Annotated in this window: 19 protein-coding genes; 9 read left to right on the top strand and 10 right to left on the bottom strand. The window is 46.0% G+C overall.

What is annotated here, in order from left to right; all coding sequences use genetic code 11:
• The first annotated feature begins 126 nt into the window (after positions 1-126).
• From rpsF to Q1V85_RS01935, 4 genes are all read left to right on the top strand, one after another.
• Complete coding sequence (rpsF, locus tag Q1V85_RS01950) at positions 127-483, top strand: 30S ribosomal protein S6 (protein WP_300596886.1); 357 nt, start codon at positions 127-129, stop codon at positions 481-483.
• Positions 484-487: 4 nt separating this feature from the next.
• Positions 488-751 carry a 30S ribosomal protein S18 gene (gene rpsR, locus Q1V85_RS01945; RefSeq protein WP_018629905.1) on the top strand — a complete coding sequence of 88 codons (264 nt, stop codon included), beginning with the start codon at positions 488-490 and terminating at the stop codon, positions 749-751.
• A 188-nt stretch (positions 752-939) separates the two neighbouring features.
• Positions 940-1,386: a 50S ribosomal protein L9 gene (gene rplI, locus Q1V85_RS01940; RefSeq protein ID WP_300596882.1), complete on the top strand. Its 447-nt coding sequence runs from the start codon at positions 940-942 to the stop codon at positions 1,384-1,386.
• A 211-nt stretch (positions 1,387-1,597) separates the two neighbouring features.
• Positions 1,598-1,942, top strand: coding sequence for an RNA-binding protein (locus tag Q1V85_RS01935; protein ID WP_300596880.1), 345 nt, complete (start codon positions 1,598-1,600; stop codon positions 1,940-1,942).
• 144 nt (positions 1,943-2,086) lie between these two features.
• Here the strand turns inward: Q1V85_RS01935 and Q1V85_RS01930 are convergent, their stop codons facing one another.
• From Q1V85_RS01930 to Q1V85_RS01915, 4 genes are read right to left on the bottom strand one after another with little or no spacing between them, the layout of a single operon-like run.
• Positions 2,087-5,713 (bottom strand): efflux RND transporter permease subunit, encoded by a 3,627-nt coding sequence (locus tag Q1V85_RS01930; protein ID WP_300596878.1) that lies wholly within the window; start codon positions 5,711-5,713, stop codon positions 2,087-2,089.
• Positions 5,714-5,757: 44 nt separating this feature from the next.
• Positions 5,758-6,963, bottom strand: coding sequence for an efflux RND transporter periplasmic adaptor subunit (locus tag Q1V85_RS01925; RefSeq protein WP_300596876.1), 1,206 nt, complete (start codon positions 6,961-6,963; stop codon positions 5,758-5,760).
• Positions 6,964-6,990: 27 nt separating this feature from the next.
• A complete protein-coding gene (locus tag Q1V85_RS01920) occupies positions 6,991-8,397 on the bottom strand; it encodes a TolC family protein (RefSeq protein ID WP_300596874.1) in 1,407 nt (468 codons plus the stop codon).
• Entirely contained in the window at positions 8,384-9,028 is a 645-nt protein-coding gene (locus tag Q1V85_RS01915; RefSeq protein ID WP_300596872.1) for a TetR/AcrR family transcriptional regulator, read from the bottom strand. The genes Q1V85_RS01920 and Q1V85_RS01915 overlap by 14 nt, the downstream gene beginning before the upstream one ends.
• 199 nt (positions 9,029-9,227) lie before the next feature.
• On the opposite strand from Q1V85_RS01915, the gene Q1V85_RS01910 reads away from it, so the two are divergent.
• From Q1V85_RS01910 to Q1V85_RS01890, 5 genes are all read left to right on the top strand, one after another.
• A complete protein-coding gene (locus Q1V85_RS01910) occupies positions 9,228-9,863 on the top strand; it encodes a DUF502 domain-containing protein (RefSeq protein ID WP_300596870.1) in 636 nt (211 codons plus the stop codon).
• Between the two features lie 15 nt (positions 9,864-9,878).
• Positions 9,879-11,099 carry a DUF1015 family protein gene (locus Q1V85_RS01905; RefSeq protein WP_300596868.1) on the top strand — a complete coding sequence of 407 codons (1,221 nt, stop codon included), beginning with the start codon at positions 9,879-9,881 and terminating at the stop codon, positions 11,097-11,099.
• 629 nt (positions 11,100-11,728) lie between these two features.
• A complete protein-coding gene (locus Q1V85_RS01900; protein WP_300596866.1) occupies positions 11,729-12,745 on the top strand; it encodes a hypothetical protein in 1,017 nt (338 codons plus the stop codon).
• Positions 12,746-12,845: 100 nt separating this feature from the next.
• Positions 12,846-14,624: a long-chain fatty acid--CoA ligase gene (locus tag Q1V85_RS01895; RefSeq protein WP_300596864.1), complete on the top strand. Its 1,779-nt coding sequence runs from the start codon at positions 12,846-12,848 to the stop codon at positions 14,622-14,624.
• A gap of 176 nt (positions 14,625-14,800) precedes the next feature.
• Positions 14,801-16,420, top strand: a complete 1,620-nt coding sequence (locus Q1V85_RS01890; RefSeq protein ID WP_300596862.1) for a glycosyltransferase family 39 protein — start codon at positions 14,801-14,803, stop codon at positions 16,418-16,420.
• A gap of 231 nt (positions 16,421-16,651) precedes the next feature.
• Here the strand turns inward: Q1V85_RS01890 and Q1V85_RS01885 are convergent, their stop codons facing one another.
• From Q1V85_RS01885 to Q1V85_RS01860, 6 genes are all read right to left on the bottom strand, one after another.
• Entirely contained in the window at positions 16,652-19,294 is a 2,643-nt protein-coding gene (locus tag Q1V85_RS01885) for a glycoside hydrolase family 2 TIM barrel-domain containing protein (RefSeq protein WP_300596859.1), read from the bottom strand.
• Between the two features lie 137 nt (positions 19,295-19,431).
• The gene (locus Q1V85_RS01880) at positions 19,432-20,793 is read right to left on the bottom strand and encodes an MFS transporter (protein WP_300596857.1); all 1,362 of its coding nucleotides are present in this window, start codon (positions 20,791-20,793) and stop codon (positions 19,432-19,434) included.
• 2 nt (positions 20,794-20,795) lie between these two features.
• The gene (locus Q1V85_RS01875) at positions 20,796-21,458 is read right to left on the bottom strand and encodes a bifunctional 4-hydroxy-2-oxoglutarate aldolase/2-dehydro-3-deoxy-phosphogluconate aldolase (protein WP_300596855.1); all 663 of its coding nucleotides are present in this window, start codon (positions 21,456-21,458) and stop codon (positions 20,796-20,798) included.
• Between the two features lie 2 nt (positions 21,459-21,460).
• A complete protein-coding gene (locus Q1V85_RS01870) occupies positions 21,461-21,913 on the bottom strand; it encodes a YhcH/YjgK/YiaL family protein (protein WP_300596853.1) in 453 nt (150 codons plus the stop codon).
• 12 nt (positions 21,914-21,925) lie between these two features.
• Positions 21,926-23,062 carry a Gfo/Idh/MocA family oxidoreductase gene (locus Q1V85_RS01865; protein ID WP_300596851.1) on the bottom strand — a complete coding sequence of 379 codons (1,137 nt, stop codon included), beginning with the start codon at positions 23,060-23,062 and terminating at the stop codon, positions 21,926-21,928.
• Between the two features lie 35 nt (positions 23,063-23,097).
• Positions 23,098-24,123: a sugar kinase gene (locus Q1V85_RS01860; protein ID WP_300596849.1), complete on the bottom strand. Its 1,026-nt coding sequence runs from the start codon at positions 24,121-24,123 to the stop codon at positions 23,098-23,100.
• Positions 24,124-24,130 lie beyond the last annotated feature (7 nt).

The raw sequence follows: 24,130 nt of genomic DNA, 5'->3' as shown, positions 1-24,130 counted from the left end.
GCACTACAGCCCACAGCCCCTAAAATAAGTCCCCGCAGCGGTCAGAAATTAGAAAATCCCTATCTTTGCAGCCCCTTAGGATTGCCTAGGGCTATTTTTATTTACTTTTTAAAAACAAATTGGGTAATGAACAATTATGAATTGATGGTGATTTTTACCCCGGTTTTAAGCGAAGATGAGTTTAAAGCTGCTCAGAAGAAATTTGCCGGTATGGTAACTGAAGCAGGTGGCTCTATCGTACACGAAAACCCATGGGGACTGAAATCACTGGCGTATCCGATCCAGAAAAAAACCACAGGCTTGTACTGGGTTCTGGAATACACTGCGCTATCCGACTTCAATGAGAAGCTGAAAATCCAGCTTCTGCGTGACGAGTCTGTACTCCGTCACCTCTGCACTAAACTCGATAAATTCGCCGTTGAGTATAATGCAAAAAAGAACAGTGGCGTTAAAACAGGAACCGAAAAAGCAGTGGAGGCTTAATATTATGGCAAAGAATGAAATCAAATATCTGACGGCCATTAAAACCGACAAGCGTGTTAAAAAGTTTTGTCGTTTTAAGAAATATGGCATCCGCTACGTTGACTATAAAGACGTGGAATTCCTGAAAAAATTTCTGAACGAGCAAGGTAAATTATTACCCCGCCGCTTAACAGGAAACAGTCTGAAATTTCAGCGCCGGGTTTCTGATGCGGTGAAAAAAGCCCGTCAGATGGCGTTGTTACCTTACGTAACAGATCTTTTGAAATAGTCAATGGTGAATAGCGAATAGTCAATGATTAAAAATGGATGTATTCATTTCAATTCCTGACTATTCGCTATTGCCTATTCACTTATAGTTAGTAACCATCCCTAATGGCGCCGGTGGTGCCAGACAGTCACAATCATCGATTGGGCTCCGGGAACTAAAACCCGCCTGCGGTGCAGGCAACAAATACAATGGAAATAATTCTGATCCAGGATGTGGACAATTTAGGCGCTGCCAACGAGGTGGTAAGTGTAAAAAACGGATATGCCCGTAACTACCTGATCCCCCGTAAAATGGCTGTTGAAAACAATAACAGCAACAAAAAACAGCTGGAAGAGCGTTTGAAACAGGCGCGTAAGAAAGAAGAAGCGATGCTGGCTGAGATCAACAGCGTTATCGCAAAACTGAATGCAGCTCCGTTAAAACTGGGCGCCAAAACAGGAACCAGCGGTAAAATCTTTGGTAGCGTAACCAACCTGCAGTTGAGCAGGGCGATCCGCGAGCAAAAAGGATATGAAATTGACCGCAAAAAGATCCATATCACTGAAGATATTAAAGAACTGGGATCTTATAAAGCAACCATCGATTTCGGCGGCGGCCATAGCACTGAAGTTGAATTCGAGGTTATTGCAGAATAATCCCTTTTTACTGAATTTTTTAAAAAACACGCCCCCGGGGTGTGTTTTTTTTGTTATTTCTGTCAAAAAAAAATTGGGCTGCCAAAAAATTAGTCTATATTTGATATAGATTACAATAGTGTTCTTTCAGTAAAAAGCTTCAGAATATTTTTAATGTTCATTGAATTTGGTACTGTTTTAGCACTCTATTATTTTTTTAAATTCAAATAAAATGAACATTTACGTAGGAAACCTAAGCTGGAACCTGAAAGACCAGGACTTACAGAATTTATTCGCTCCTTATGGGGAAGTAACCTCTGCCAAAATCGTATCTGACAAATTCACAAACCGCAGCAAAGGCTTTGGTTTCGTAGAAATGGCCAGCGACGATGAAGCAAAATCGGCTATTGAAGCTTTAAACGGCACTGAAGTAGACGGCCGTAACATCGTTGTAAACGAAAGCCGTCCTAAAGAAGGCGGTTCCGGCGGCGGCGGTGGCTATAAGAAAAGAAGCTTTGGCCAAAGCGGCGGCGGCGGATACAACAAAGGCGGCGGCGGATATCGCGATCGTTATTAATCTATCTTTCAACGGATATAAAAGCTCCCTCCCGGGAGCTTTTTTTTTGTGCGAGGCTATGCGAGACTTGAAGTCTCGCATAGCGTATAAAAAACGGCGACCTGTTGAGTCGCCGTTTCGCTTTATTACAAGGTTAATGGAATCTTAGAACCAACTACCGATATACGCTTCGTTCACCGTATTCTTTTGACCGGCCAGGCGGTTTCTCCGGCGGGCCACTTTCCGTCTCTGACGGAACATGGTGAACAGCATCAGCGGGATAAATAAGAAAATCGCCGGAGGTATTCCCAGGAAGGAGATCCACTTACCTCCAAACGTATTGCGCATCGGCCGCTTCAGCCTTTCTGCAATCAGGTACATACTGGGTACCATTACCAGGGTCATAAAGAATGCAAACGCCAAACCAAAGATAATGGTCCAGGAAAGCGGTTTCCAGAACATCACATTGTCTCCGCCAAAGAAAATCTTCGGATTGAGTTCGGAGAACATGGTTACGAAGTTGATATTAAATCCAACTGCCAGTGGTATCAGCGCCATAATTGCAGCCAGGGCGGTTAACAGAACGGGGATGATCCGTGTTTTACCAGCCTGTATCACCGCTTCCCGGGTTTTTAACCCACGCCCCCGCAGCTCATCGGCAAATTCAATTACAAGGATCCCGTTCTTGATTACGATACCGGCCAGCCCCAGGATCCCAACCCCGGTCATTACCACCGATACTGCCATCCCCGTTAAGGTGAAGCCCAGCAACACCCCAATAACGCTAAATACGATCTCGGTTAAGATGATCACTGACTTACTCATGGAGTTAAACTGTGCCACCAGGATCAGGAGGATCAGTCCCAGGGCGATCATCAGTGCTCTTCCCAGGAAGGCCCCTGTTTCTGCCTGTTGCTCACCTTCTCCCGTTTGCTTAATAGTAACATCATCACCGGTTGCGTGAAAATTATCAATAGCAGATTTTATCTGTGCATTTACGCCTGTAGGTGTATACCCTTCCGCTTCCAGCACATTGCTACGCAGGGTGATCATCCGTTTCTGGTTTTTACGTTGCACGCTTCCCAGGGTATTGGTGTAGTCCACGTCGACCAACGAAATAATCGGCACACTTTTTATTTTTCCGGTTGCCTCCCGGAAGACTACATTCATGTTCAGCAGATCGGTAAGATTCTTACGTTGCAGCTCATTATTCCGTACGTAGATCTTGTATTCGTCCTTCCCGTTCTTGATCTTGCTGGCCTCATTCCCAAATAATGCTGTACGGATCTGCTGACCAATCTGGCCTGAAGAAACGCCCTCGCTCAGGGCCCGTTCCCGGTTTACTTTCAGGGTTACCTCGGGACTGCTCAGGTCTACATCCATCTTCAATTCTTCCACACCCGGTATCTGCAGGCTGTCCAGGTAATTTTTCAAGCTTACCGCTGTCGGGATCAGGTTATCAAACTCTTCACTGGCCACTTCAATATTGATCGGAGGATCGGTGGGCGGCCCATTTTTTTCCTGCTCTACAGAAATCTCCGCCCCTGGAATGTTCCTGATCGCCTGCCGTACCTTGGTGAGGTAGGGGGCCGTACTTACACCATGCCGCTTTTCAAACTCCACAAAGGAAACCTGGATACGCCCCAGGTTACTACGGGTACTCCGATCTCCACTGTTAGGATCCGCCGCTCCCACGGCTACGTTGGCGATCACACTTTCCACTACCGCGTTCTTTTTCCCTTTTGCAGGGTCTATGTCCAGCGCCTGGTTCACCTTGGCCTCCAGGCTGCGTGTAATGGAATCGGTATATTTTACATCCGTGCCGCTTGGCAATTTCAGATACACATAAATAAAGTTGGGATCCGACGAGGGAAAGAAAACGATCTTGGTGCGCCCGGCTCCTGCGGAAGCGCTAAACATCATAAAGGATACGACCAGCAGGCCAAAAGCCCCCAGCAGCAGCCATACCGGCCTCCAGCCTTTTAACGCCCATTTCAACAGGTCTTCATAGTGGCCCATGATCCAGGGAAGCGCCTTGTTCTGGAATTTATGGATCCAGTCATCAAAGAAATAGGTATACAATACTGTAAGCAGCGCCATAAACAGGGACAGGTTCCCGATAAAGAAGGCGATACTCCCTTTTCCCATGGGTATCCCCATCAGATCAAAGAGCACACCGATAACGATCATTACCACAAAAGGCCGGGAACGGAATACATCCGACTTCTTTTTATGCTCAGGATTGTCCGGATGATTCATAAAGTCCACCGCAAATACCGGGTTCATCAGGAAGGCCACAAATAAGGAGGCCGCTAATGTAAAGATCAGCATCAATGGCAAGTAGATCATAAACTTACCAATGATCCCCGGCCAGAACAAAAGCGGTACAAAGGGCGCCAGCGTGGTCAATGTTCCTGCCAGTACAGGCACAAATACCTCCCCCGCCGCCAGCATAGAGGCCCGCTGTGGGTTTATTTTTCCTTTACCTTCCGTAAAGATCCGGTGGGTATTCTCAATTACCACGATGGCATCATCAACAATAATCCCCAGTCCGAAAAGCAGTGCAAAAAGCACCATGAAATTGAGCGTGATATTGGTGCCAATAAAGGCTTCCCCAACCGGTATGAACATAAACGCCACAAACATACTCAGCGGCACACTCAGGGCCACAAAGAAGGCATTGGTGAGTCCCATAAAGAACATCAGGATGATCAATACCAGTATAAACCCGATCACGATAGAGTTTACCAGGTCATTGAACGATGTCCGTGTAGAAATGCTCTGATCACCGGTAATGGTCACACTTAGGTTTTGAGGGAATACCGTTTTCTTCATATCCTCGCTGATGGCCTTTACGGCATCGCTGGTTTCGATCAGGTTTTCCCCGCTGCGTTTTACGATGTTTAAGGTTAATACGGTTTTGCCATCTAACCGCGCATAACTATCTGTTTCCTTGATGGTATCTTTAATGGAAGCGATATTTTTCAGGTAGATCGGATTGCCCGTATTGTTCCGTACAATCACTTCTTCAATATCCCTTGCGGTTTTAAACTGTCCCTTCAATTGCAGGTTCCGCCGCATATTGCCCACTTCCAGCAAACCACCGGAGATATCCGCATTCTCATACTTCACCGCAGTGGCAATATCATCGAAAGTAACACCGGCAGCCTGCATTTTTGCATTATCTACATTGATCTGGAACTCCCGCTCGGGCGCCCCTACCAGGTCTACCCTGGTGATCTGCGACAATTCCTCAATGCGGTCTTTCATTTTATCCGCATACTCTTTTAACCGTACCCGGTCGATATCGCCACTCAGGTTCACATACATAATGGGCATTTCAGACATGCTCACTTCCAGCGCCGTGGGCTCTTGTGTAAGGTCCGTCGGCAGGTCCTGCCGGGCCTTGTCAATCGCATCTTTTACCTTTTGTAAGGCCACTTCCACTTTCTCATCCGAACCAAATTCTACCATGATGGAAGAGTAATCCTGGAAGGAGCTGCTGGTTACTTTTGTAACCTTTACGCCCGTCATCCCCTTCAATTGTTTTTCAATGGGCTGGGTTACCAGGTTCTCGATATCCTTGGGTGAGTTACCCACGTAAATGGTAGATATATATACATTGGGGATTACCACATCCGGAAAGCTTTCTTTTGGGGTTGCAACAAATTTGTATACCCCAAACAGCGAAACCATTAATATCAGTAAATAAACCGTTGTACGGTTTTTTACGGCCCAATTAGTAGGTTTAAATTTTTTGCTCTTCTCTAAAAATTCTTCTAAAATACTCATATGTGCATTATTTGTGGTGAGATAAACTCACTGCCTACTGAAATTTATTTCGAAGCCTGGGTAGTTACTACCTGCCCGTCGTACAAACTCTGGAATCCTTCGGTGATCAGCTGATCGCCATTTACCAGTCCGGATTTGATCTCCAGTTTATCGCGGTACAGTTCGCCCACCACTACTCTTTTTTTCCGGGCTACCAGGTTATTGCCTTCTTTTACGGCAACCAGTACAAATTTCCCTTCTTCATCTGATTGAAGGGTATTTACCGGTACGGTAATGGCTTCGCTTGCACTGTAATCTTGTAGCTGCACTTTTGCCAGCTGGTTGGCCCGGATGGAAGGGTCCTGCGGTACCGTTGCCTCTACATAAAAAGAGCGCGTGGTTGGATCGATCAGCTTGCTTACCACATTTGCTTTTGCAGAAATTTCTTTATTCCCTGCATCGGGCAATGTGATCTTCAATGGGGTGCCTACTTTAACCCGATCGATATAAGTTTCGGGAACATTGACAATGAGTTTAAGTACCGATGTATTTACAATAGAGATCTGCGGAACGGTTCCGGCCATTCCTACAAAAGCTTCTCCCACCTTCACATTTACCTGGTCGGCTACACCACTGATATCGGCGCGCACATTTGTATAATCCAGCTGTTCTTTAGCCTGCTGTATCTGTGCTTCTGCTGCACGTAGCTGGCTGGTTAATGCATCTACATTGGTCTTTGCCTGAATTACCTGAATCTCGGCACCAATATTATTTGCCCATAGGTTCTTCTGCCGCTCATAGGTTGTTTGTGCCAGTTTCAGCTGGGCCTGTATCTGGCCGGTCTGCTGCTGAGCAGCTATTACCTGCTGCCGTTGTACCGCATCATCCAGTTTTGCCAGCACCTGTCCTTTGCTTACCCGGTCTCCTTGTTTTACATACAACGCTCTTACCACGCCTCCCATTCCTTTGGGTGCTACGTAGGCACTGTTCTTCGCATCAATCTTACCCTGTAAATCGATATAGTGATCAAAGGCATTGCTGCCAATCGGCTGTATGGTTACAAATTTTGCTTTAACGGTATTGGGCTCCAGCTTCGCCAGCTCGTCTTCTAATTTGGTCAACTCATCATTGTTCTTTTTCTGCGCGGCTTTCAGTTTTTCAATTTTGGCTTTAAGATCGCCAGCCTTTCCCTTCTCCTTTCCGCCTCCGCAGGAGTAAAGCACCAATGCAAAGGCAGTGATCGTTAATGTGGTTTTTAAAACGCTGTGCATAAAATATAGTATTAAATAGTTTGGATGTTAAAATTTACCAATGGCCTTTAAGAAGTCCACTTTTGCCACAACGGCATTGTACAGGGCATTATAATAATTGGTTTGGGCTGATTGCAACTGCACCCGGGCATTATCAATTTCAATCTGACTTCCGGTGCCCATTTCATATTTCTTCTTGGTTTGCTGGTATACATTCTCTGCCAGCTTCATGTTCTGCTTCTGATAGTCCATATCTGTAATGGCAGATTTAAAGGTGTTTTTAGCAGCCTCCCGTTCATTGTCTATATTGATCTTCAAGGCCTCTATCTGGTTTTGTGTCTGCCGTAGTTTCAATTTTGCCTGCTCAATTTTAGCATTGGTGGCAAAGCCGGTAAAAATAGGCACATGTAGATTCAAAGCGATGGAACTAGCAGTAAACCATTGGCTGTTGATCATTTTCCCCAACGAATTCTCCATTGCCATTTTGGTATAATTACCACTTAACGACAGGGTCGGTATCTTACTGTATTTATAACGCTGCATATCGTACTCATTCAGTTTAGCACCTAACACCGCTGCCTGATAATCCTTCCGTTCTAGATAATCTGCATTCATCGCATCCAGAATTCCTTCTTTGATATTGTCATCGGTCAGAGAGTCAGCCAGAACCAGCTGTTCCGAAATAGGCATTCCCATTAATACTTTCAAACCTAGATAGCCATTGTTAACATTATTTAGAATTTGAATCTTTTGTGAACGAAGATTTGCAAGCTGTACATCCAGTTTGTCAATATCCAGCTTCTCCGCAAAACCGTTATCATACATAATCTTTGTATCATTGCGGTTCTTCGATACCAGGGCTATATTGGAATCGATCAGATCGATCTGCGTTTTACTAACTATCAGCTGATAATAAACTTTGGCTATATTATACCGGATTTGTTCTGCTGTTACTTCAGAAGCTTTCACCTTATAGTCGATCAGCGTTTTTCTCGCCTGCAACCCAGTAAATACCTGGCCGTCAAATAAGATCTGGCTCAACGAAACTCCAGCATTTGAATTCCATTTTGTACCAAACTGAGCATCTATAAAACCATAGTCTGCATTTGCGGGATTTCCAATTGGTTTGCCATTTCCATCACGCACATCCAATTGCTGTAACACGCCGATAATGGCAGGAGCAAAGAAATTCGGAAATCGCTGAACAGCAACATTAGGATTATAGGTAGCACTTCCATTTGCGCTGATCTGCGGATACGCACTACCCGTCACCTCGCGGTTTACCTGCTGCTGCAATTGAATATCCAGCAACGCATTTTTTGCCTGCACATTGTGCTTTTGTCCATACTCCAGTGCCTGCTGCAATGTAAAATAATGGGTACTGTCCTGCGCATAAGCGCTGCCCGCTATCATCAGCCCCGCGATGGCCATTACCATTAGCCTAATCTTTTGCATCTGAATTATTTTTTGGTTTATGTTTTTTATACTTTTCAATTAATTTCTGTCCTTTGGGAGTGGCCATTCCATGAAGGAAAAAATAGAACAGCTCCAGCTGTACCTGGAACAGGCTATCCTTTAACCTGCTGTAAAATTCCGGCATAAAAAGTACATCTATACTCCCAACCCGGAACTGCGCAATAATATCGATATTGAAATCGTCACGATACAATCCTTCCCCGATTCCCCGTTTTATGTTGGTGGCAATTACATCATAAATGAACCCATTCTTATAATCCACAAACTTTTTGTATGCCCGGGGATGATACTTTTTAAGATCATTCATAAGAACAGGGTTCATATTCCTGAACAACTCAGAAGTCTGTTCAATAGCCAGGAACCCTTCCTGTATGGCATTATCGGAGATGTCATGAAACGTTTTGCAATGCATACAATTGTCCTGCAACAACATTTCGATAGCTTCCCCTACCAGCTGATCTTTGTCTGTATAATACTGATAGATCGTTTTTTTACTGCTGCCCACGGCCGATGCAATGTCATCCATGCTTACACTGCGCGCACCGTATTGCATGAAGAGGTGCAATGCCCGGTTACGGATATGGGCCTTATTTTCGTTTTCGTCTTCCATTTTGCCCGGCGAAACTATGGAAACTTTTTGAACTATTAAAGTTTCCGGCGTTTTTTCATGAAAAACTTAACCGAAGTTATTATCGCTACACATTATTATGCTACGCATACCGGTGAATGGCATTTTTTTACCGGCGAACCGCCCAAAAGCACAACTCAGCCGTACTTACTGTCAAAAACTTTTATTTTTGCCCGGTATCATGGCTACAATTAAGTATAAAAAAGAAGATCGTCTCGTGGGAAAATTATTCCGTTATTTCCTCCAGGGATTGATCATCCTGGCCCCCATTACCATTACGATCTATATCCTTTACCAGCTTTTTAACTGGGTAGATAACCTGTTGCGCCCTGTGATGGTGGTGCCCGGACTGGGTTTTTTGACCATCATCCTGTTTATCCTGTTTATTGGATGGATCAGCAGTTCACTGATCATGGAGGCCGTTATCAGCTTTTTTGACCATTGGCTGGAACGCACACCAGGTATTAAGCTGCTGTATACCTCTATAAAGGACTTTTTCCGTGCATTTGCCGGCGATAAAAAGAAATTTACCAAACCGGTACTGGCCAATATCTTTGACCGGGATATCTGGATCGTAGGTTTTATTACCGATGAAGAAATGGCAAAGTTTAACATGGGCGCCGATATGGTGGGTGTGTATGTACCACAGGCGTATAATTTTGCCGGGCAACTGTATATCCTGCCCCGGAACCGGGTGCAGCTGATTGATGCCATTACGCCCGGAGATGCTATGAAGTATACCGTAACCGGTGGCGTGGTGGAAATGGAACAGCATCCCCCGGCTTCCGGCAGCGCCCAGGAAAACCGGGAATCATAAACCAGCTATAATTTTATGTCGACCATCAAACCTTTTGCCGCCCTGAGACCCCTGAAAGCGCTTGCGTCCAGGGTTGCCTCCCGCCCTTATGATGTACTGAACAGTGAAGAAGCGCGGGAAGCGGTCCGGGATAATCCATACTCTTTTTTGCATATCACTAAAGCGGAGGTAGATCTGCCCCCGGATACGGATGTGCATAGTACCGCCGTGTATGAACAAGCAAAAGCGAATTTATTGGCCTTCCAGCAGCAGGGTATCCTGATCCGGGAAGCCAAGCCTTGTTATTATATTTATCAATTGGTCATGAATGGCCGGAGCCAGACCGGACTGGTAGCGGCATCTGCCGTTGCCGACTACGAAAACGGCCGCATTAAAAAGCATGAGTTCACCCGGCCGGAAAAGGAACAGGACCGCATCGACCATATGCGCACCATTGAAGCGCAAACGGGTAAAGTGTTTCTTGCTTATGCAAATGTAGCGGAGCTGGATGCCTGCATCAGCAATTGGAAAAACAATCATCAGCCGGAATATGATTTCCTGGCGGATGATGGCATACGGCACACAGTTTGGGTGATTGATGCCGAACCCGTTATTGAACAGATCACGCTATTATTCCGGGAACAGGTTCCGGCCACTTATATTGCTGATGGGCATCATCGTGCCGCTTCCGCCGCAAAAGTGCACCAGGCGCTACCGGGAAGCAGTGAGGCTGCCTGGTTTCTTACGGTTATTTTTCCCGCAACCGAACTGGCCATCCTGGATTATAACCGGGTAGTAACCGACCTCAATGGTCATACAACCGGCGACTTTATTGCAGCCCTGCATGAAGATTTTGAAGTTACGGCTTCTGAAACTGCGGTAAAACCAGCGCGGTTGCATGAGTTTGGAATGTACCTGGGAGGTAAATGGTACCTGCTGCGAAGCCGGCCACACTCCTACACAGAAGACCCGATCGGCATCCTGGACGTTTCGATACTGACGGAAAACGTACTGGATAAGCTGCTTGGTATAACAGATCAGCGCACCGACCGGCGCATCGATTTTGTAGGCGGGATCCGGGGAATGGAGGAACTGGAAAAACGCGTAAACAGCGGCGCCATGAAGGTAGCCTTCAGCCTTTTCCCGGTTACCATTCAGCAATTGTTTGCTATTGCCGACAGCGGAAACGTGATGCCCCCCAAAAGCACCTGGTTTGAGCCCAAGCTAAGGGACGGATTGCTGACGCATTTATTATAATGGTTGCAGATTTAAAAGTTTAAGGTTTCACCTCAGATCCGGTTTTATGCTTGGTGTAAGATGTTAGATATTAGACGCCAGATACCAGAGATTAGATGTCTAGCCTCTAAAGAATATTGGCAGTAAGAAGCTCATGCAACAGTAACGGCATTGTCATGCCCACATTTTCACATCTTCAAATTTTCAAATTCTTTTATTTTAAATTCCCGTCGATTGCGCCTGCAATGCATCTCTAAGATATTGTTGAATACAACTAAAGCTGTGGTTCGAGTTAACGTAACGGACGCAACGTATCCGCAACGGCCGCAATGGAAACCTGAATGTCGAAAAAATCCCTTGGCGTATTCGTTACATGATACCTGTTTCCTGTATACTATGGCCATAGGAAACTCATGAAGCAGGAACGGCATCTTCATTTTCAAATTCTCACATTTCCACATTTTCACATTCCCACATCTTCACATTTTCAAATTATTCCCGAAACTTTCCTTTATAAAAAATTAAAATTGTGCCACTACCACCCTTTGCGCTATTTTTACGTCCTGTAAGAGCGCTTCCGGCTTATTTTTTGCAGAATAAGTCAAAAAGCAGTGAAATGCGCTGTTTATCAGTTACTTAAAATATCAAAAATGAAGAAGATCTTTACCGCGGGCCTTTTTTTAATGGGAACCGTTATGGCATTCGGACAGGACCAGATTGCGAGCATGCGTGAAAATGCACGAAAATTTATGATGTCCGGTGATATGGATAACGCCCTCCTGGTGCTGAACAAAGCGGCACAGGCAGACAAGAATAATACGGATGTTCAAAAAGACCTGGCACTGGCTTATTACTACAAAAAAGACTATCTGAAAGGACTGGAGATCATTAAACCCCTGCTTGCGTCGGAGAAGGCGGATGTAGCTACCTACCAGCTTGCTGGAACACTTTACCGTGGTACTGATAACGGCAAAGAAGCAGAAAAGATCTACAAGACAGCTATTGAAAAATTCCCCAATCAGGGTCCTCTTTACAGCGAGTATGGAGAAGTACTGGAAGTAATGAAGAATGGCGGAGCTGCGATCAATATGTGGGAAAAAGGAATGGAGATGGCCCCCTCCTACAGCGGAAACTACTATAATGCCGCGGTATACTATTTTAAACAACCGGAAGGAAAAATATGGGCCATCCTTTACGGGGAGATCTATGCCAATATGGAAAGCCTGAATCCTAAATCGGCCAATATCAAAAAAATGGTGCTGGATGCGTATAAAGATCTTTTCTCCGGCAATCTTACCCAAATGGCTGCAAATACAAAAAATCCGTTTGCCAAGGCGGTTCTGGAAACCTTTGGCCGTCAATCGGGCATTACAGCACAGGGGCTCACCCCAGAAACCCTGGCTATGATCCGCACGCGTTTTGTACTGGATTGGATCAATAACTACAATAAAAAATATCCCTACCGGTTATTTGAATACCATCAGCAACTAATGCGGGACGGTATTTTTGACGCCTACAACCAATGGATGTTTGGCCCGGCCAATAATCAATCAGCCTTTGAAACCTGGGCCGGCAACAATAAAGAGGTATATGATAAATTTACAGAGTTTCATAAATCAAGGATCTTTAAAATGCCGGCAGGACAGGTTTACTCTAACCGGAAATAATCCTTTTGTATAACAGTATGTACAACCACTTCTTCACCGGAGTGGTTTTTTATTCGGTAGATTTTTCTTAAATTGTATATTAGAATTTAAATAACAGCTCATGACGTTCCCCGCTTACAGGTTGTTTGATGCGATTGCCCACCAGTTAAAGCATTTTCCCAAACCCGATATGTTAACTGCCAAAATCGATGGCAGCTGGAAATCCTTCTCCACTGAAGTGGTCAGCCATACCGTTAACCAGCTTTCGCTTGGCCTCATCGAAAAAGGGGTACGGGGAATGGATCAGTCTGCCGAAGAAAGCGATAAGATCGCTATCATCAGCCAGAACCGGCCGGAATGGGTATTTACGGATCTCGCTGTACAGCAGACGGGTGCTATACTGATACCGATCTATCCTACCACCAATCCGCATGAGCTGGAATTTATCTTAAACGAATCCCAGGCCAAATTTATTTTTGTCAGCAACCGGGAGCTATTGGAAAAAGTACAGTCGGTCAAAAGTGCGTTCCTGCAGGAGATTTATACGTTTGACCAAATTGACGGTGCCCGCCATTATTCAGAACTGTTCGCACCACTTACCGAAGCATCAGAGGCCCGGCTGGCTTCCGTTAAGGCAACGATCAGCCCCCGGCATACGGCCACGATCATCTATACTTCAGGTACCACCGGCACTCCAAAAGGTGTTATGCTGAGCCATGAAAATATTGTTAGCAATGTTTATTTTTCAAAAGCCAGTTTCCCTTTTGAAGATCAGCCTCAGACCAAAACATTAAGCTTTTTGCCGCTCAATCATATCTTTGAAAAAACGATCACCTATATTTATCTTTTTAGCGGTATTGGCATCTACTATGCGGAGAGCATGGAAACCATTGCCGATAATTTAAGAGAAATTAAACCCGATGGGTTTACGACGGTTCCGCGACTGCTGGAAAAAGTATATGAGCGGATCATGCTCAAAGGCAAAGAGCTTAAAGGGATAAAAAAAGCGTTGTTCTACTGGAGCGTTAACCTGGGCACACAATACGATAACCGGATTAACAGAGGCGCTTTTTATAACTGGAAACTCAGCCTTGCCCGGAAGCTGGTGTTCAGCAAGTGGCGGGATGCGCTGGGAGGCCGGATCAAATTTATCATTACCGGTGGAGCAGCAGCGCCGGAAAAACTATTGCGTATTTTTAACGCCGCCGGTATCCCGGTTTTTGAAGGATACGGCCCTACAGAACACAGCCCGGTGATCTGCGTAAACCGTAAAGAAGATAATTATATAGGAACGGTGGGGCCTGCCATTGACGGCATAGAAGTGAAACTTGCAGAAGACGGGGAGATACTGGCCAAAAGTCTTTGCGTAATGCAGGGGTATTATAAACACCCGGAGTTAACCGCTGAGGTAATTAAGGATGGGTGGCTTTGTACGGGCGATATCGGGGAATGGATCGATAGCCGCTATCTCAAGATTACCGATCGCAAAAAAGAGTTGTTCAAAACCAGCGGAGGAAAATATGTAGCACCACAGCCGATCGAGAACAAGATGAAAGAAAGCAAATTCATTGAGCAGATCATGGTGGTGGGCAATGATAAAAAATTCGTTAGTGCACTCATCGTTCCGGCTTTCCATGCCGTAAAGGACTGGATGCAGGAACAAAAAATAGAAGCCGGCAGTAATGAAGAAATTGCCAAGAACCCGAAGGTCCATGAGCTTTTCCGATCGGTGATCGATCATCACAATGTCAATTTCAACCATATTGAGCAGGTCAAAAAATTTGCGCTGCTTCCACAGGAATGGAGTGTGGATACCGGTGAAATGACGCCCAAACTGAGTCTGAAGCGAAAGGTGATCCTCGAAAAATTCAAAAAAGAGATTGACGCTATTTATGGTTGATGCCACCGCTGTCATTGGGTGGGTTTGCTAAATTTCATGCCTGATTATTGTTCCTGTTTACACCGGTAACGATACAACCTCACTGTTCATCAACGAATATCGTCGTTCGTCGCTTATTTGCTTGCACAACCGTTCAGCTATCCATTTTTTGGGCAACTTTGCCGGGACCCAAAACAATGATGATACAACGACTTTTGAAAAAACCCATACTATTGCTGATGGGCATTTGGCTGCTTTTAACCGCCATTAATATTAACAAAGCTTTTCATGTGGATGATACCTTTCACCTGGAAGCTGCCCAGCACATACTTAAGGATCCGCTGAGACCCATGTCTGGTATGATCCGGTGGGACAAACCGGAGGCCACGCCTATACACACGGGCAACCAACCCCCGTTGTTGTTTTATATGATTGCCGGTATGTCACTGATTTTCGGATTTAATGAGATAGGACTTCACCTGCTGATTGCGCTGTTCTCATTTTTAGCGCTCTACTGGTTCTATAAAACGGCAATATTATACGACGCTGGTAAATCTCTTTTTTTATTAGCATTGCTAGGGCTTTGTCCGGCCTTTGTCGTTAATCAGAATTTAATGACCGATGTACCGGTGCTGGCATTGCTTTTAGGTGTTTTATATTACCTTTCATTAGCCAATAAAACCAACCAGTTCCGGCACTATATTATTGCCATGTGCCTATTGGCTGCAGGCTGTGTCACAAAGTACATATTCCTGCCCGTGGTTGCCGCTATTTTTGTCCTGTTTATATTCAGGAAACAGTACCGTAAGCTGCAACTCCTTTTAATACCCGCCGGACTGTTGGTTGCATGGTCATTATGGAATTACTGGGAATTTGGGAGTATTCATATTTTGGATAGAAGTACAACGCCGGCCTTTAGCCGGTGGAATCTTCTATGGTCTTATTTTTCCTGCCTGGGTTGTATTGCACCTTTCGGCATCCTGTTGTTCAACGATCTTCTTAAAGGACGGTTAAACAGCTATTGGGTGTACATCTCTTTGTTCTTATTCATACAGATCGTTCTGTTTTCCTCTTATATAATGGGATCCTATGAAGTCCAATTGAAACGTTTTTTGGAGATCGTTTTTTTTGTAAACGGACTGATCATTATCATCGCAATTTTACGGATCGGCTACCATTCCTTAAAGCAAAAAAAATGGACCGGCTTTATTATAGCCGACGAAGCTACATTGCTGATCATTATGGGGGCGGTTTCTGTGTTCCTTGTTTTATTTGCCCCGTTTATGGCGCCCCGGCATTTATTATTAATCATTCCCCTGATTTTGCTATTATCGGCGCCGGCTATTTCGCGTTGTAAAACCGGTTTACGCTCAAGCCTAGTAGTAGCATCCCTGATGCTCAGTATACTGCTGGGCATTTCAGACTGGCAATATGCCGATTTTTATCGCAGCACAGCAGCCCGTATTATGAAAGGCATGCCCCACAATAGCAAAGTATGGGCAACCGGCACAGGCGGATGGCAATGGTATGCAAAGCAGAACGGGATGATTGAATATAGCTTGAACCGTTCCAAGGTGCGCCCCGGAGATTATATCGTTGCAGCCACCGGCACTACCCATCATCACATCGACGCCGATCTTCCGGTACGGCTGCTGGCGAAAATATGGGGCGATGAAGTAACGCCGCTTACCTATTTTTCGGTAAACAAAGGATTCAGCATGTATTATACCAGCTTTGGACGCCCCTCCTGGCGGCTTTCAAAAAAACCGGCCGATACAATATTTGTTTTACAATGCATGAACCCTTTGAAAAAATAAAAATTACTGCCCAAATTTGCAGGCATTGTAATTCCTGTATGGTTAATGGATTCTATAAGCATGGGCAATAATGGAAACTTCCTTTGCCCCTGCATACAGGGTTCATGCTGTACAGCAACAATCATCATTCAGCATGGCCGTTATAATGAACCATCATCGCCATTGCTAAAGCGCACGCCTCGTTTAACAAGCCGTAATCAACTCCTGTCTGATTGTTGTGTATCCCCCAGGTTAGTTTATGGAAACCCGTTGTTCTTTTAAATTCCATCCGAATACGGACACAGCTATATCCGGTGCGCTTTTGGGATAAGTGATCTGTATTTCTTTCCGTGTACCGGGAAGTACGGTTACATAATTATCGCTATAAAATGAAGGCAGCAGGCGTTTGCCGGTTTGAGTGTTGATAACAGAAAGCCGGTTGAAAAATGCCAGCGGCGCACCTTCGGGGTTCTCAAGCAGCACATCGATCTTTCCGTCTGCGATCTTCTTACATTGAACCCTTACCCGGGACGAAGGCATTTGATTCAGTCCCGTATAGTTGCCGTTTTGATCCGGCAGCCAATAAGTATTTTCATCAATCATTGTTTTGTCCGCATCCAGTAACTGTATTGTTAAAAACAGACCTTCTGCAGCTCCCATTTTTTTAATGGCCTCTTTTACCGACATGATCCGTTTTGCATTTTGAGGAATGGCTTCACAAAAAACCTGTGTGATCAGGTGTTCCTTCCCCTCCATATTAAAGGCTTTTATCACCAGCATCAGGTTGTCTTTCTTTTCCCAGGTGTTATTCGCGATATAAACTGAGCTATCCCCAAAATTGAACATCCCATGCAAGGGTTGGTTACCGGTACGCAGGCCATACAGACAGGCATTGGGATCCAGGTAATAATCATACATCTGCCCACGAAGCGCCGTCCAGGGGTTTTGCGTCTTCCAGATAATGACACCGGTATACCAATCCCATTGGTGCCCAATGAATCCTTCGATCAGTGTACGGTATTGATCATAATTGACCAGCTGCGCTTTATTGGCAAAGTCTTCCAGGTTTTTGGGAGCGCCATAGGCGTCGATGGACTTACCATAGCCGATATATTTATGATAGGTCCATACGGAATCACTCACCGCCTCCGACCTTGCTTTTTCAGCAGGGATCACCAGGTTCTCTTCAGGAATAAACCGCCGCAATGAAGTCATATCCCCCATGCCTACCGATCCTATTTCCGAGTTGAACGGCCAGGTACGGTAATTCCAGAAATAAGGCAGGGACTGTATCCCGTAAGGCCCGTCACCATTATTCCCCAGGGCATTGTACGACATGCTGTCGGAATTGGAGTAATCAATAAACCAGCGGGTACCATCCAGTGCCGGCATTACAGAATCCTTCAGCGTCTGAAAAATACCGGGTGCCAACACAATCTCATTACCTCCGCACCAAACAGCCAATGAAGGATGATTACGGATCATTTTGATCATATCGGCCGCTGATTCAATAAACAGCGAATGATCATCCGGATAGTTGCGCCGGGTCCATTGATCATCTGATTTTTTTGGATCCATCCAGCGGCCATTGCAGTCGCCCGATCCCCAGAAGTCCTGCATCACCAGCAAACCATATTCATCACAGGCTTTGTAAAATTCGGGCCGTTCTGTTAAGGCACCACCCCATACCCGGATCATGTTGAGCCCCATATCCCGGTGAAAGCGCATTTCTGCGTCGTAGCGTTCGTTGCTGAAGCGCAGCAGCTCATCCGATACAATCCAATTGCCGCCTCTTACAAAAACCGGCTGACCATTTACCCGCAGTTCCATACTCCGCGTGCGATCATTCCATTGGTTCTTTATTTCCCGGATACCCACTGTTATGTTCCGCAGGTCAGAAACTTCACGGTTATTTTTGACAAATGAAATGGCAGACGGGTAAAGATGCTGCGGTCCATAGGTATTGGGCCACCAGAGCCTGGGAGCCTTTATGGTTATTGCGGGCAGTTGCACTTCTTTTTTTTCAAAAGGCTTTAAGGATACCGGCAAACGAACAGTCTGATGATCAATTTCATATTGAACGGTACCGGAAACACTGACAGCACCTGCATTTTCAAGGGTGGTAGTAACCTGCACAAAGGCTGAAGACTGGTGTCCGGTGGGCTTGCGAACACCGGGCACCATCGTTTTTATAAAAGGATCTGTGATAATGACAGACCGTGTTTTTTCAATCGTCACTTTATCCCATATACCCGTGTTCCGGTCCCGAACGGGTTGAATCCAGTCCCAGCCTGCCACATACTGATGCGTTACATTTTTGGCAATGGTTCCATCGCCTCCCTGACCTCCATTAGGATTCCCGACAATATCCGGCGGATACACGATCACCGCCAGACGGTTCCTGCCCAACTTGCTGAGGTAGGCGGTAATATTGTAACGCTGCCGCAGGAACATTCCTTTAAATACTTTTTTATTGAGTTTTTTCCCGTTCAGGTAGATATCACAGCCATAATTTATACCCCGAAAATTGAGCCACACCTGACCATCACCCGCCGGAATCGTTTCACTGAAATCTTTGCAAAACCAATAGGTATAATAGGCCTTCCCCACCTGGTAGATATCCGGAATTTTGTTATTGTTCATTCCGTAAAACGGATCGGGCATTTTCTTATTATCCAGCAAAGTGGTTAAAACGGTTCCGGGAACAGTGGCCGGCATCCAGGCATCAATGGAATAACTGTGTTGTGATAACTGCTCCGGCGTAACAGAAAGTTCATCTGCTTTATAACAGCGCCATCCGCTTTTGAGCTCATACCCGTTATCCGGCGTCGTTTGCGCCCCGCAACAGCAGCTTATGACAATGCCCCAAAGGACTAAAAGAAGCTTTTTTCTCATGATTGAAAATTACATCAAAAAGGCGATTCATCGGTTCGCTTCTCTGTTATTTTGCGACCGCCTATAATTGATGAATCCCGCCACAGGGCGGGATCCATCAAACTTAATTAAAATACACTTATGAAATTTGTTGCCCTTTACAGATCTGTAATCGGCTTGTATTTGGGCACCAATGCTTTCATGATGATCCAGGCAAGCAGGTAGGCGATCGCGCAAAATGCAAACATGATGGTATATCCTGTTTCAATATGCCCCAGGGCTTTATATTTATCAAAAAGGGAGCCACCGATCTTTGTTATCAATACACCTCCAATACCACCAGCCATACCACCAATACCTACTACGGATCCAACCGCTTTTTTGGGGAACATATCCGAAACCGTTGTGAAGATGTTTGCGCTCCAGGCCTGGTGCGCAGAAGCCCCGATACCGATCAAAATTACCGGAAGCCAGAAGCTGATTTCACCCAATGGCTGTGCGGCCAGTACCACCAGGGGAATAAATGCGATCATCAGCATCGCACGCATACGCCCGTCATAGGGTTCCATTCCTTTATTGATAAAATAAACAGGAAACCATCCGCCGCCAATACTTCCAAACATCGTCATACTATATAAAACGGTTAGCGGCAACATCACACCAGTTCCTGTAATTCCATACTGATCTTTCAGATAAGCCGGCAACCAGAACAGGAAAAACCACCATACACCATCGGTTAAGAATTTTCCAATGGTAAAAGCCCATGTTTGTTTATAACCCAGCAGTTTGAGCCAGGATACTTTTTCCCCGGTATTGGTATGCGCCGTTGTTTCTTCTTTTGCATCGCTGTTAATATATGCCAGCTCTTCAGCGGAAAGACGCTTCTGCTTTTCGGGCCTTTCGTAGTATACCTGCCAGAAAAAAAGCCAGATAAACCCAACCGCGCCAATGATCAAAAAGGCCGTCTCCCAGCCCCAGTGTTTTGCAATCCAGGGAACCGTCAATGGTGCCAGGATGGCTCCTACGTTTGTTCCTGAATTAAAGATACCCGTTGCTAAAGAGCGTTCTTTCTTAGGAAAATATTCCGCGGTTGCTTTAATAGCTGCCGGAAAGTTGCCGGCCTCCCCGATGCCCAGTACAATTCTTGCAACCATAAATCCAACTACTGATACCGGCAATGCAGCCAATCCGGTCCAGCCCAATGCCGATATCGTACCCTGCCCAATGGGTATGGCCCAGGCATGGATCATGGCACCTACAGACCATAATATAATGGCCCACATATATCCTTTTTTTGTGCCTAACCGGTCAACAATCCTGCCCGCAAATAATAAAGCAATGGCATATGTGAACTGAAACGCGGCAGCAATATCCGCATACTGGCTGTTTGTCCACCCAAATAAATCTTCAAGTGTTGGTTTTAATAAACTCAGCACCTGCCGGTCCAGGTAGTTGACCGTTGTGGCAAAGAACAACAATCCGCAGATCGTCCACCTGTATTTTCCTATGGCTTTTTGCATGCTTATTTACTTTTTACTGATTGGATTGTATTTAAAACGTCGGTTGTTGACGTTGCGATAGTGGCGTAATCTTTATCCGCCATCAATTGCTTACTTACCAGTTTGCTTCCCATACCTACAGCGCATACGCCGGCTTTAAACCAGCTTTCAATACTTTCCCGGGTGGTATCCACACCGCCTGTAGGCATAAACAGCAGCTTCGGAAAAATGTCGCGGATCGTGCTCAGGTATTTTGGCCCCAGCATATCGCCCGGGAACAATTTTATAAATTTAACACCGGCATTCTCTGCGGCAATGATCTCCGTGGGCGTCATACAACCTGGTGCATAAAACACTTCTTTTTCAGCTGCGAAAGCGGCAATTTCCGGAACAAAACCCGGACTTACAAAAAAGTCGGCGCCCGCTTCCAGGTAATTTTTTGCATCCTGCAGATTTTTTACTGTACCAATCCCCAGCAGCAGTCCCTGCATTTCCTGGTCGCGGATCGCTACCAGTTTTTTGAAATTGCTAAACGCCGCTTCGCCCCGGTTGGTATACTCAACTGCCCGCACACCAGCGCCGTGTAACGCCCGCAGCACCTCTATACTTACGGACTCATCCGCATTAAAGTACAACGGCAGCATGCCCTGTTCAATAATAATGTCGATTGTTTGTTGTACGGCCATTTTTATATTTTTATTTTCATTACTAATTTTTTAATCACCCCCTCACCAATCATCGGGGCATGTACATCGCCCGGAAAAAAGATTACAAACTGTCCGGCGTTTAAGGTGAAGAACATATCCGGTGCATCTCCGTAAAAGAGCACATCCTTATCAGGATTGTAATCTCCCTTGGGCTTAACGCAATCCTGCCGCGGCTTCCAGCCCATTTGTTCTACACCGCTGATCACATACTGGATGTCGATAAACTGGTTATGACACTCAAATTTTTCCAGTGCTATCCCCGCCTCTTTACCCGGAGCTTCGGAAACGATCGCCTTCACGGCACCTTCCTCCACCACATAAGTGCCCGCCGGTGTATTTAAAAGATCCGTTTGCCGGATGTAATCAAATGCTTTTTTAAACAGCGGGTGCAATGCCGCATAATTCAATCCTTTATCTTTTGTATCGATGATCATAAAACTTTTTATTTAATGATTTTCATTCGTACCCGGTGGCACAGATACCGGCCGGGGTTTAAGGTATACCGTTTTCCCGCTCTTTGCCGCAGTTCGCGCTGCATCCAGGATCTCCACAACCGTTACATTCACCGGCAGTTCATACAGGTCATTGGCATCCTGCTTTACCGTTCCCCGTATTACACCGGCAAACACCGCAAACGGATCTTCAAAAGGCTCCGGCCGCGGTTCCAGGATTTCGGTGGCTTCGGGGAGCTTTGCATCCAGGCGGGTCCTTACCCTCGTACGGTCTACAGCAATGGCATAGCCTTTAGTACCGTATACCTCCATATCCTTGCAACTGAAGGTCCAGCTCCATGAAGCCTGGATCACACACTGTGTTTCCGGATACTGCAGAATGATGGTCGCCTCGTCTTCTACCTTCGGATACCGGTCCGGGCGGTTCTGATGCGTGACGGCCGTTACCGAAACGGGACGTTGCCCTTCCATTAACCAGGTCATGAGGTTGGCACCATAGCAGCCAAAATCCGTGAGCGCCCCACCTCCGTTCTTTACAGGATCGGTAAGCCAGGCAACAAAATGCCGGTTCATGGCCCAGGGACCTTCATGGCCATCGTTTACCAGCACTTTTCGCAACCGGCCTAATTTGCCGTCCTTGTAGCAGCTCCGCACATACTGGTTGCTGGCATACCAGGAGGTTTCAAAATTGGTCAGCACTTTTATGCCATACCGTTTTGCCAGTGCCGCTATTTCCAGCGCATCCTTGTAAGTGGTAGCAAGCGGTTTTTCTACCATTACATGAATCCTGCGCGGCGCGGCCGCCCGTACAACTTCCACGTGCTCGTTAACAGGACCAAAAGCCATTACACCATCCGGCTTTACCTGGTCCAGCATCTGTTTCAAATCTGTATAAAAAAGAGCTTCCGGCAACCGGTACCGCTCCCGGAATTCCCGGATGCGGTCGGTATTTGTTTCGTAAATACCGGCAACTTCGATGTCCCCCTTCAGTTTCCGGTTATAAATCCAGTCGCTATGCCCATGCGTAATGCCCGCAATCGCAAGCCGTACGGGTTGCTGTGCCGCTGCCGCACACGAAATGCACAGCAACAAAAGCAGGCACAACCGTCGTATCGTCGTTATTTTCTTCATAAACCAGGTCACTGCCGGCAGGACCGCTGCAACGTTTACCGCTGCACACGACCGCTGGCATCGCCTTTCATCAGCGTTTTTACATCGCTCAGTGTGGCATGATTCAGATCGCCCGGAATGGTATGTTTTAATGCTGAAGCCGCTACACCAAACTCCGCCGCATCAGCCATGCTCATACCGGTAACCAACCCATAAATCAATCCACTGGCAAAACTGTCGCCACTGCCCACACGATCTACAATGCGCACATCGTATTTACGGGTATGATAAAACTCCGTACCGTCGCTAACCAGCGCACTCCAGCCATTATCACTGGCACTGTAGCTTTCACGAAGGGAAGAAGCGATGTATTTAAAGTTGAATTTTTCTTTCATCTGGCGGATCACATCTTTATAGCCATCCAGGTTCAGTTCCCCTTTTGTAATATCTGTATCCGCTGCTTTAAAGCCAAGGGTGGTTTCGGCATCTTCTTCATTACCGATGCACACATCTACGTATTTGCAAAGCTCGCTCATTACTTCCCGGGCTTTTTCTTTACTCCACAATTTTTTACGGTAGTTCAGATCGATACTGGTGGTAATACCCTTTGCTTTGGCGGCTTTCAGCGCGGCCTCGGTCAAAGCAGCCGCCTTATCGCTTAATGCCGGTGTAATACCCGTGGTATGAAACCAATCGGCCCCATCGAGGATCTTATCAAAATCAAATTCACTTGCATCCACTTCTGCAATGGCCGCACCGGCGCGATCGTAGATCACCTGCGAAGCCCGCATGGAGGCCCCTGTTTCCAGGAAGTAAATGCCCAGCCGGTCGCCACCCCTTGCCACAAAATCCGTATTCACCCCATAACGGCGTAAATGATTGATGGCCGACTGACCGATGGCGTTGTCCGGAACTTTTGAAACAAAATAACCATCAAGTCCGTAATTAGAAAGGGCAACAGCCACATTCGCTTCACCACCACCATAGGTAACATCAAAAGAATCCGCCTGAACAAAACGCTCAAAACCTGGAGTGGACAAGCGTAACATGATTTCGCCCAGTGTAACAACTTTCTTTGACATAATAATA

The organism is Niabella sp., from assembly GCF_030150205.1.
Classification (GTDB): Bacteria; Bacteroidota; Bacteroidia; order Chitinophagales; family Chitinophagaceae; genus Niabella.
This window is presented reverse-complemented; position numbering and strand designations above follow the sequence as displayed.